Here is a 3,076-nt window from a genome sequence, read left to right as displayed (position 1 = left end):
TGCTTTTGTACAAGATCCGAGTTTGGAAGGTGATGCCGCCGGAATCCTAACCCTTGACTTTGATGCACCGGTTTCCGAGCTTGAGTTTGGGGTGGCGCTGAGTACCTTTGCTACTCTCACACCTGGTTTTACAGTGGAACTGTTTGATGATGGCTCCACATTGGTAAATACGATCGCAGTCGATACTAGTTCACAGCCAAGCTTTACCGAGGGTCTGTTCTCCCTTTCTGGTATTAGTACACCAATAGACCGGGTCGTGATCGATTTCAATGATGCCGCTGCTTTCCGCTTCGCCCTTGACAACCTTAGCTTTGAGGAAGCTGGTGTTACTCTAATCGGTACTTCCAACAATGACAGCCTTGAAGGTGGCGGAGGTGACGATATTATCAAAGGGCTTAACAGTCAAGATACCCTTCTAGGCTTTGCTGGGGAAGACTACCTCGACGGTGGTGACGGTGACGATCAACTGTTTGGAGGGGACGGTCATGACACCCTCAAAGGTGGCAATGGTCAGGATACCCTCGAAGGCGGAAATGATGACGATACCCTGATCGGTGGCCCAGGAGATGACATTTTAACTGGTGGCAGTGGGCAAGATACCTTTGTCTTGTCAACAGTAGGCAAACTCACCATCACTGACTTTACCGATGGCGAAGATCTGTTGCAGTTAGATGGTCTGACCTTTGGCCAGATTTCGATTTTTGAACAAAATGACGATACCATAATCACCACCATCAATAATCAACCATTAGCTGTCTTGACTGGTGTAGATTCTGGTGATATCACAGAAGCAGATTTTGTGTTTTAATCTCCTATTTTCTTAATTAAGAATCTCTAAAATAGGTTAGCAAAGGGTAAAGGTTAAAGGTAAAAGGAATTTGAAATAAACCTTGATAACCTTTACCCTTTTCACCGACGACCAGGAATCAAACCCCGACGACCTTCCATGACAGACAACTGCAAAAACTGATGCAGGTGCTGCACATGTGGGTTATCTGGTGGCAATTCCAAAGTTTGGAGGGCTTGAGTGAACGGTTGTCCTGAAAGATAGAGCTTCCGGAATACATTTTTTAGCTGTCTAATCTCACCAGTTGTCAGTCCAGCCCGTTTAAGACCGATTAAGTTAAGCGATCGCACTCGGGATGGATTCCCCTCAACTAGCATATAGGGTGGAACATCCCGGTCAATGCGACTCATCCCACCCACCATAGCTAGACGTCCAATTTGGACAAATTGATGAATTCCCAACACCCCACTAATTCTCACCTGGGACTCAATATAAACGTGACCCGCTATAGCAGTTCCATTAGCGATAATTACATAATCTTCAATTACACAATTGTGAGCAACATGACTATAAGCCATTAGCATATTGCCATTGCCAATTACAGTTGCTTCTCCTGCCCCGGTGGCTCGGTTAATGGTGACGTACTCTCGAATTAGATTATTATCACCAATTCTCACCCAGCTAGGAGCACCATCATACTTGAGGTCTTGGGGTTCCGAACCCAGTACTGCTCCTGGAAAGATTTGATTCCTGGCTCCGATCTCCATTGGTCCAGAAAGAACCACATGGGCACCAATGGTTGTTTCTGGACCAACTTTCACATTATCTTCGATCACCGCGTAGGCACCAATCTGAACTGTCGGGTGTAGTTCAGCACCAGGATGGATAACAGCAGTAGGATGAATAAGTGTTGCCAATTTTCCAAACACCAAAGTGACCAATGACTAACAATACTGGCAGGTTGCAGGTTGCAGGTTGAAAGGTTAAGGTTGACTGTTGCAGGTTGCAGGTTGCAGGTTAAAGGTTGAAGGTTAAAGGTTGCAGGTTTAAGGTTTAATGTTGAAAGGTTAAGGTTGACTGTTGCAGGTTTAAGGGTTAAGGTTGACTGTTGCAGGTTTAAGGTTTAATGTTGCAGGTTGTAGTCATAATATATAACATTAACTTTTAACCTCCAAAGTCAAGTATTTCAAGCAAATAACCTACCCTAAAAGGGACGCCAAAGGCGAACAACCAAATAACTTTCAAGCAAATAACCTACCCTAAAAGGGACGCCAAAGGCGAACAACTAAATAACTTTCTAAGCTCTTGCTAATCATGTTTTAATCCACTATAGAGAACATAAGCTCGCCTTCTGCTGCTTTCTTACCATCAACAGTAGCAACTGAGTGCATCTTACCAAAACGACTGCGCTTGATGGACAACAGTTCCGCAGTCATCACCAGTTGATCTCCTGGCACTACGGGACGCCGAAAACGAACTTTGTCAATCCCTGCAAATACGAATAATCCCTCAGGACTATCGGGCATTTGGGTTAATACAATCCCGCCAACCTGAGCCATAGCTTCCACGATCATCACCCCAGGCATCAAGGGTCGTCCAGGAAAATGTCCTTGAAAAAAAGGTTCGTTGAAGGTAACATTTTTGATACCTACAGCTCTTTTACCTGGAACATAGTCAATAATCCGATCAACTAATGCGAAAGGATACCGATGGGGGAGTAGTTTATGAATGTCTTCGACGGTTAGAACTGTTTTAGTCGATGAGTCATCATTTACATCCTTGGTAGTTCCGGTAGAGTTATTTGGCGTGTTAACGTCAGTCAATGTGGACATAAGCATACTTTAATAAAATTACAGATTGCAGGTTAGTTTGTTAATTTTTAAAGGTTCAACCTTCTTTGTGTTTAACTTGCAACCCATGCGTTCAGCCAGCTTTTTGGCAAGTTGGACATGGAGATGGTGGCTAGCTTTATAGGCCAGGATATGAGCAACAGGAAAACGTCCTAATAAACTCAAATCCCCTACTAAGTCTAAAAGTTTATGACGTACTGGCTCATTTGAAAATCGTAAGGGAGGATTAACCCATCCGTGTTGACCACAAACCAGAGCATTCTCCAAGCTACCACCTTTAATTAAACCGCGATCGCGCAACTGGTCAATTTGATCAGCCAAGCCAAAGGTACGAGCTGGTGCGATCGCATCAGCAAAATTGTCCTTTTCTGGAGTCCAACTATACCATTGTTTACCAATCGCTGGTAACGCAAAGTCAATGCCATAGGTAAATCGAGTT

At 44.1% G+C, this 3,076-nt stretch carries 4 protein-coding genes; 1 reads left to right on the top strand and 3 read right to left on the bottom strand.

The genetic code is table 11. From position 1 onward, the window contains the following. On the top strand, window positions 1-808 hold an 808-nt coding region (locus F6K38_RS38135; RefSeq protein ID WP_502709648.1), incomplete at its 5' end, for a calcium-binding protein. 101 nt (window positions 809-909) lie between these two features. Here the strand turns inward: F6K38_RS38135 and lpxA are convergent. The 3 genes from lpxA to F6K38_RS38120 form a co-directional block, all read right to left on the bottom strand. Continuing rightward, entirely contained in the window at window positions 910-1,704 is a 795-nt protein-coding gene (gene lpxA, locus F6K38_RS38130; protein ID WP_287265214.1) for an acyl-ACP--UDP-N-acetylglucosamine O-acyltransferase, read from the bottom strand. A gap of 402 nt (window positions 1,705-2,106) precedes the next feature. Further along, window positions 2,107-2,619 carry a 3-hydroxyacyl-ACP dehydratase FabZ gene (gene fabZ, locus F6K38_RS38125; RefSeq protein WP_008180185.1) on the bottom strand — a complete coding sequence of 171 codons (513 nt, stop codon included), beginning with the start codon at window positions 2,617-2,619 and terminating at the stop codon, window positions 2,107-2,109. A gap of 18 nt (window positions 2,620-2,637) precedes the next feature. Beyond that, a partial coding sequence (locus F6K38_RS38120) for a UDP-3-O-acyl-N-acetylglucosamine deacetylase (protein ID WP_287360146.1) occupies window positions 2,638-3,076 on the bottom strand: 439 nt, incomplete at its 5' end.

This window comes from Moorena sp. SIO3B2, assembly GCF_010692525.1.
Taxonomy (GTDB): Bacteria; Cyanobacteriota; Cyanobacteriia; order Cyanobacteriales; family Coleofasciculaceae; genus Moorena; species Moorena producens.
This window is presented reverse-complemented; position numbering and strand designations above follow the sequence as displayed.